Raw genomic sequence first — 6,948 nt, 5'->3', positions numbered from 1 at the left:
TGCTGCGCTTTTGCCCCTCCCCCTGCATGCAGGGGGAGGCTGGGAGGGGGTCCAACCTCGCCGCAAGATTGAACCCCTCCCCAACCCTCCCCTGCAAGCAGGGGAGGGAGCCACGCTGCCTCACCATTTCATTCTTCGGCGACTGCGTGCAGTCGCACCCGAGTGCGCGCAGGACGCGCGCTGCTCTTACGGGGCCCCTTTGTAGCGGTGAGGCTTGGACGACAAGGCCCGCAGGGGCATCGACAGGGATGTCGATGCCTTTTCGCCAGTGCATGGATGCACTGTCGAAAAGCCCGGCCAAGCCTCACGCACTCGAAGGGCAGGATGCCCGTAGAGCGCTGCATGGGGGTGGCCTTTCTTTGGGTTACTTTTCTTTGGCCACTCAAAGAAAAGTGACTCGGACCCCGGCAGGGGTTCGAAAGCCCGCCGCAGGCGAACCAGGTCGCGGTAGCCACACGCAGAAGCCAACATGAAGCGGGCCCATAACATGCACCCCAAAATAGCCACCACATTCGTCATGATGGCGATCCTCCTATCTGCCCCCATCCACGCCGACAAAATCCGCGACCTGGTACAAGTCGCCGGCGTCCGCAGCAACCAATTGATCGGCTACGGCCTGGTCGTCGGCCTCGACGGCAGCGGCGACCAAACCACCCAGGCGCCATTCACCACCCAAAGCCTGGAAAACATGCTGCAGCAATTCGGCATCACCGTGCCTGCCAACGCACGGCCGCAGTTGAAAAACGCGGCGGCGGTGACAGTGACGGCGGAGTTGCCGCCGTTTGCCAAGCCGGGGCAAAACATCGACATCACGGTGGCGTCGATCGGTAACGCCAAAAGTATTCGCGGCGGGGAGTTGTTGATGACGCCATTACGCGGCGCCGATGGCAGTGTCTATGCGCTGGCGCAGGGCAGTGTGGTGGTGGGCGGGGTGAGTGCGCAGGGTAAGAGTGGTTCAAGTGTGCAGATCAATAGCGCCGCAAGCGGACGGATTCCGAATGGCGCGACGGTGGAGCGCAGTGTGGTTTCCTCGTTCGGTAACGGCGGGGATCTGGTGTTGAACCTCAATACCTCCGATTTCACGACCGCTGCGCGCGTAGCCGAGGCGGTGAATCGGGCGTATGGCGCGGGTACGGCTCAGGCCCTGGACGGTGGTTCGGTCAGTGTGCGTGGGCCGCAGGACCCGGCGCAGAAAGTGGCGTGGTTGGGGGCGATCCAGAATCTTGACGTACAGCCGGGCGATGCGTCGGCACGTATCGTGGTCAATTCGCGCACGGGCACGGTGGTGATAGGTGCGGATGTCCGAGTGAGCGCGGCGGCGGTGGCGCACGGTGCGTTGCAGGTCACCATCAGCGAGCAGCCGCTGGTAAGTCAGCCGGCGCCGTTCAGTCGCGGCGGGCAGACGGCGGTGGTGCCGAGCAGCAATGTGCAGGTGACCGAGGACGGCGCGCACATGTTCAAGTTCGGTCCCGGCGTGAGCCTGGACACCATCGTGCGCGCGGTGAATCAGGTGGGCGCCACGCCCAGCGATTTGATCTCCGTATTGCAGGCGCTCAAGCAAGCCGGTGCATTGCATGCGGAGCTGGTGGTGATCTGACATGGCGAACGCAATGACAACCGGTGACAGCACGCTGCCCGCCCTCAATACCTGGACCGAGTTGTCCGGGTTCAATCAGTTGCGGGCGCAGGCGCAGGGTGACGGCAAGGCGGCGTTGCCGGCAGTGGCCAAGCAGTTCGAGTCGATCTTTACCCAGATGATGTTGAAGTCGATGCGCGAGGCCAGCACCGGCGAGGGCATGGGCGATAGTGAAGCGGGTAATGCGTACCGCGATATGTTCGATCAGCAATTGTCGTTGAGTCTCTCCCAGGGCGGGCGTGGCCTGGGTATCGCGCAGATGCTGATGCGTCAGCTCGGCGGCAAGGATGCGGCGAGTCAAACGCCGGCATGGAACGACACGCTGCGGCAGCTATCGAGCGGTGCGTCCAAAGCGGTGGATGTCGTCAGCAAGATTTTGCCCGGCGGCGATCCGGTGAGCTTTGTTCGTGCGCTGGCACCACATGCGCAGGCTGCCGCCGATAAGCTCGGTGTGTCGGTGCGTGCTTTATTGGCGCAGGCCGCGCTGGAAACCGGCTGGGGTAAACATCTGCCGCAGCGAGGCGACGGCAGCAGCAGTTTCAATTTATTCGGCATCAAGGCCGGCAGCAGTTGGGGCGGCGACAAGGTCAGCGTGCCCACGCTTGAATATGAAGACGGTGTGGCGGTGCGCCGGCGCGATCAGTTTCGTGCCTATACGTCGCCTGCGGATTCTTTCGCCGATTACGCGCGCATGGTGGGCGATAACCCGCGTTATGCGGCTGCGCTTGGCCGTGGCGAAGATGTCGCCGGTTTTGCGCAGGCGCTCCGGCGTGGCGGTTACGCCACCGACCCCACTTATGCGGCCAAGCTCACCGCCATCGCCAACAGTCCGCAGATGCGCGAAGCGTTGGCGCGGCTTCAATCAGATCTGGCCCAATCAGGTCAGCTCCAATCAGATCTGCTCCAATCAGATCAGCTCAAGTCAGACGGCATGCTGCCGTCACAGATGCCATGACACGCACCCCACTTGCGCAGCACTCACTAAGGACTTCGCATGGCTGACATGCTCTCTACCGGCGTCTCCGGCCTGCTTGCCGCGCAGGTGGGCCTGAACACCGTCGGCCACAATGTGGCCAACGCCAACACCGCCGGCTATAGCCGGCAGTTAGTGAATTTTGTTGCGCGCATGCCGCAGGGCGAGGGCGGTTACTACATCGGCACCGGAGTGGATACGCAGTCGGTGCAACGTGCTTATAGCCAATACCTCAACACGGCATTATGGACGGCGGGCTCCGGGCAGAGTCGCGCTACCACGTATCAAAGCCTTACCGGCCAGCTCAACAACCAGCTCTCGGGCAGCAGTAATTTGCAGACCTCGCTGGATAGCTTTTACGGCGCCGTGCAGGACATGGCCAATGCGCCCTCCGACGCATCGGCCAGACAAGTGCTGCTGGCGCGGGCGAATGGACTGGCAAGTACGTTCAAAAGTCTGTCGGGCCAATTCGATCAGTTGTCGCAAGGTGTCAATCGGCAAATCGGCGACACCGTCAATGCGATCAACAGCGACAGTCAGTCGATCGCCAAGCTCAACGAACAGATCCGCACCGCTTACAGCAGCAGCCAGGGTGAGCCGTCCGACTTGCTCGATCAACGTGATGCGCTGGTCAAGAAAATTTCAACGGAGGTCGGCGTCAGCGTGGTGCCGCAAGGCGATCACACCGTCAATATTCTCGTCGGCAATGGCCAGGCCCTGGTCAATGGCACGCAGTCCTATGCCTTGGGCACGGCGCCGAACGTATACGACGCCACGCGGCTGGAGGTCACCGGCAAAGACACCGGCACCGTCATCAGCGGGCAGATCGGCGGCGGCAGCCTGGGGGCCTTGCTGGATTTTCGCAGCGGCGTGCTGGATCCGGCGCAGAACCAATTGGGGCGCACGGCCTTGGCCATGGCCAGCGCGTTCAACGCGCAGCATGCGCAAGGCATGGATCTCAACGGTGCGATGGGCGGCAACGTTTTCAGCGTGGCCGGGCCGACCGTGCAGGGGGCTAGCAGTAATCTGGGCAGCGGTACCGTTGGCGCCAGTGTCGGCGACATCGGTAAACTGACCACGAAGGATTACGTGCTCAGCTACGACGGCAGTGCCTGGGGCTTGCGCGATAGCGGCGGCAACAGCATCACCATGGCAGGTACCGGTACGGCCGCCGATCCCTACACCGCCGATGGCTTGAGCCTGGTCGTCGGTGGTGCGCCCAGCAAGGGCGATAGCTTTCGTATCCAGCCCACGCGTACCGCTGCGGCAGGCTTTGGCGTGGTCATCACCGACCCCAACAAACTCGCCGCTGCCGCGCCGCTGGTCGCCAGCGTGGGCAGCACCAATAAAGGCAATGCCAGCGTCAACAGCATGGCGGTAAGCGACCCGAGCAACGCTGCGCTGCTGAACCCATCGAGCATCGTGTTCGACTCGCCCACCAGCTATCGCATCGACGGTGGCCCGTCGCAGGCGTGGACACCGGGTCAAGCCATTACCAATAACGGCTGGAGTCTCAAGCTCGATGGCGCCCCCGCCACCGGCGACAGCTTCAATATCAAAGCCAATACCAATGCACGTGGCGACAATCGCAATGCGCTGGCCTTGGGCAAGGTGGCCAACCTGGGCGTGCTCGACGGCGGCAACACCAGCGTCGGCCGTGCCTATGGTCAATTGACAAGCCAGGTCGGTAGCGCCGGCTCGCTGGCCAAAGACGCACTCACCACCCAGACCGGCCTCTACAACCAGGCGATGCAGGCGCAGCAAAGCGTATCGGGCGTAAACATGGACGAAGAGGCCGCCAACCTGGTGCGCTACCAACAGGCGTACCAGGCATCGGCGCAAGTGATTTCCACGGCCAGCAATATCTTTAATGCGCTGCTGGGGGCGGTGAAGAGCTAGAGCGGGGAACGGAGGTAAAGCAGGGAACAGGGAATGGGGAACGGGGAACATGCAGACTGATGAGTGCTTGCGGTGCCGCGTTCTTTTTTGATTTTTCGTTGTTTTTCTCTTGCTTTTTTGCTTCTGCTTTTTAGGCTTTTCCCCGTTCCCCGTTCCCCGTTCCCCGTTCCCCGTTCCCCGTTCCCCGTTCCCTTCCTTCCAGGTCCCTAACACCATGCGCATCTCCACCAGTTGGATGCAGCAAGCCGCCGTTAGCACCATGCTCAATGGGCAGGGCGATATGGCTGATACTCAGAACCAGCTCAACACCGGCAAGCGCATCAATCAGCCATCGGACGATCCGGTGGGCGCGGCGCGCGCGTTGGAGCTTAGTCATATGACCGCCGACAGTGCGCAGTATCAGCGCAATATCGCCTCGGCGAATGCGCGGCTGGGTATCGAGGATCAATCGCTGTCTTCGTCCACCGACGTACTTAATCGTGTACGCACGCTGGTGCTGCAAGGTAGCAATGGCAGCCAGACCGACCAGACGCGTGGCGATATCGCCACCGAGCTGACCCAACTGCGGCAGCAATTGCTCGGCCTGGCTAACGCTAAAGACGGCCAGGGCGATTATCTGTACGCGGGTAATCAAACCGGTACCGAACCCTTTGCCTGGCAAAACAATGCAGTCAGTTATCTCGGCGATAACGGTCAGCGCATGGTGGCTGCCGGCCCTGGCATGCAGGTCGCCACTGGCGATCCGGGCAGTGCGGTGTTTATGCGCGTACCTACCGGCAACGGCACCTTTGCGGTGCAGGCGGCGGGCGGCAATACCGGCACGGCCGTTGCCGGCAGCAGCAACGTAACCGATCGCACCGCATGGGACGGCGGCAGCTACACGATTGCCTTCACCGCCGCCAATACCTACGCCGTACACGACGCTTCGGGCGCCACCATCAGCGGCGGCAGCTACGACCCCAGTGCCGGCGGCAATATTTCCTTTCGCGGCGTGCAAGTGGCGATGAGCGGCACCCCTGCGGTGGGCGACAATTTCGCGGTAGCGCCATCGGGTCAACAAGACATTTTCACCACGATGACCAACATCATCGGCGCACTGCGTACACCGGGCGGTGGCAGTGCCATGCAGAACTCGCTCAATACGCAGTTCAGCAATCTCGATCAGTCGATCGACACGCTGTCGCAGACCCGCGCCGGCATCGGCGCGCGCATGAATGCGCTCGATCAACAAAGCGCACTCAACGGCGATTTGTCCTTGCAGTACAAAACCGCGTTGTCGGATGTGCAGGATCTGGATTACTACGATGCGATCAGCCGCTTGAGTTTGCAGTCGACGACGCTGCAGGCGGCGCAGATGACCTTCAGCAAGGTGCAGCAATCGTCCTTGTTCAGTTATCTACGTTGACTGCTACTCAGACCCCATCGGGCGAAAGCCCCGCGCGTTAAGCTTGCCGTTCTGAAACCGCATCTTTTGGCTTTATGGACACGCTTAGCGAACTGCTCGAAGCTCACCCGGCGCGGGGTAGTCTGGATATCCGCTGCCAATGGTCGGGGCAATGGGCCGTACCGCATGTGGCCGAAGATCCCGGCGTGGTGTGTTTTCACGTGGTGATGCGCGGGCGCATTTACGTTCAGGTGCCTGGTCACGAAGTGGTGTCCGCAATGGCCGGCGACGTGATCGTGCTTCCCGGCGGCGACGCTCATGTGGTTGCCGGTGGCCCATCCGATTGGGATCAGCCGCTGCCGAGTTACGGCGTTCGACATCATCCGCTGCTGAGTTGGCGCACCAGCGAAGAGGATGCGCCCGAACTGGATATGTTTTGTGGCCGCATCGATTTCGGCCAAGGCGCTTCGGCGCTGCTGACCGCTCTCCCGCGCATCATGCATATGCCTGGTTCGGCATGCGTGTCGCAATCGTCACTGGAGGCGGTGGTCGAGATGATGCGGGCCGAGGTACAACAAGCTTCGCCCGGTTCGCGTTGCGTAGTAGGGCAACTCTCGCTCACGTTATTTACTTTGGTGCTACGCCATTGGTGGAGCCGCAGCGAGGACATGCGTGGTGTGATGGGCTTATTGCGAGAGCCACGGCTTCGCCCTGCAGCGCTCGCCATGTTGTCGCGCTTTCATGAAACCCTGACCATCGAGTGGCTGGCCAGCAGTTGCCATATGTCCCGCGCCAGTTTTCTGCGCTTGTTCGAGCGCGTTACCCAGGCCACACCTGCCGGTATGTTGTCTCGCCTTCGCATGGATGCCGCTGCCGGCCGATTGATGCGCAGCCGGGAAAGCATCAGCCAGATCGCCGCCGCCGTGGGCTTTCAATCGGACTCCGCTTTCATCCGCGCCTTTGAGCGGCAGCACGGCATGACTCCAGCCGCTTATCGACATGGCGGCTCGCGACCCGGCTGACGTGCGCTACCGCATCGCGGCAGCGCACCGGTGC

The 6,948-nt window shown here is 62.0% G+C and carries 5 protein-coding genes; all 5 read left to right on the top strand.

What is annotated here, in order from left to right; genetic code table 11:
• Positions 1–520: 520 nt before the first annotated feature.
• The 5 genes from DVJ77_RS20790 to DVJ77_RS20770 all read left to right on the top strand — a co-directional run bounded on the left by DVJ77_RS20790 (position 521) and on the right by DVJ77_RS20770 (position 6,914).
• Entirely contained in the window at positions 521–1,597 is a 1,077-nt protein-coding gene (locus DVJ77_RS20790; RefSeq protein ID WP_318530938.1) for a flagellar basal body P-ring protein FlgI, read from the top strand.
• Positions 1,598–1,610: 13 nt separating this feature from the next.
• Positions 1,611–2,591 carry a flagellar assembly peptidoglycan hydrolase FlgJ gene (flgJ, locus tag DVJ77_RS20785; RefSeq protein ID WP_114847454.1) on the top strand — a complete coding sequence of 327 codons (981 nt, stop codon included), beginning with the start codon at positions 1,611–1,613 and terminating at the stop codon, positions 2,589–2,591.
• A 39-nt stretch (positions 2,592–2,630) separates the two neighbouring features.
• Positions 2,631–4,508 (top strand): flagellar hook-associated protein FlgK, encoded by a 1,878-nt coding sequence (flgK, locus tag DVJ77_RS20780; protein WP_114847453.1) that lies wholly within the window; start codon positions 2,631–2,633, stop codon positions 4,506–4,508.
• A gap of 214 nt (positions 4,509–4,722) precedes the next feature.
• Positions 4,723–5,913: a flagellar hook-associated protein FlgL gene (flgL, locus tag DVJ77_RS20775; protein WP_114847452.1), complete on the top strand. Its 1,191-nt coding sequence runs from the start codon at positions 4,723–4,725 to the stop codon at positions 5,911–5,913.
• Between the two features lie 74 nt (positions 5,914–5,987).
• The gene (locus DVJ77_RS20770; RefSeq protein ID WP_114847451.1) at positions 5,988–6,914 is read left to right on the top strand and encodes an AraC family transcriptional regulator; all 927 of its coding nucleotides are present in this window, start codon (positions 5,988–5,990) and stop codon (positions 6,912–6,914) included.
• Positions 6,915–6,948 lie beyond the last annotated feature (34 nt).

The organism is Dyella tabacisoli, assembly GCF_003350925.1.
Lineage (GTDB): Bacteria > Pseudomonadota > Gammaproteobacteria > Xanthomonadales > Rhodanobacteraceae > Dyella_C > Dyella_C tabacisoli.
Note: the sequence above shows the minus strand (reverse complement) of the source record. Positions and strands in the feature narration are given on the sequence as shown.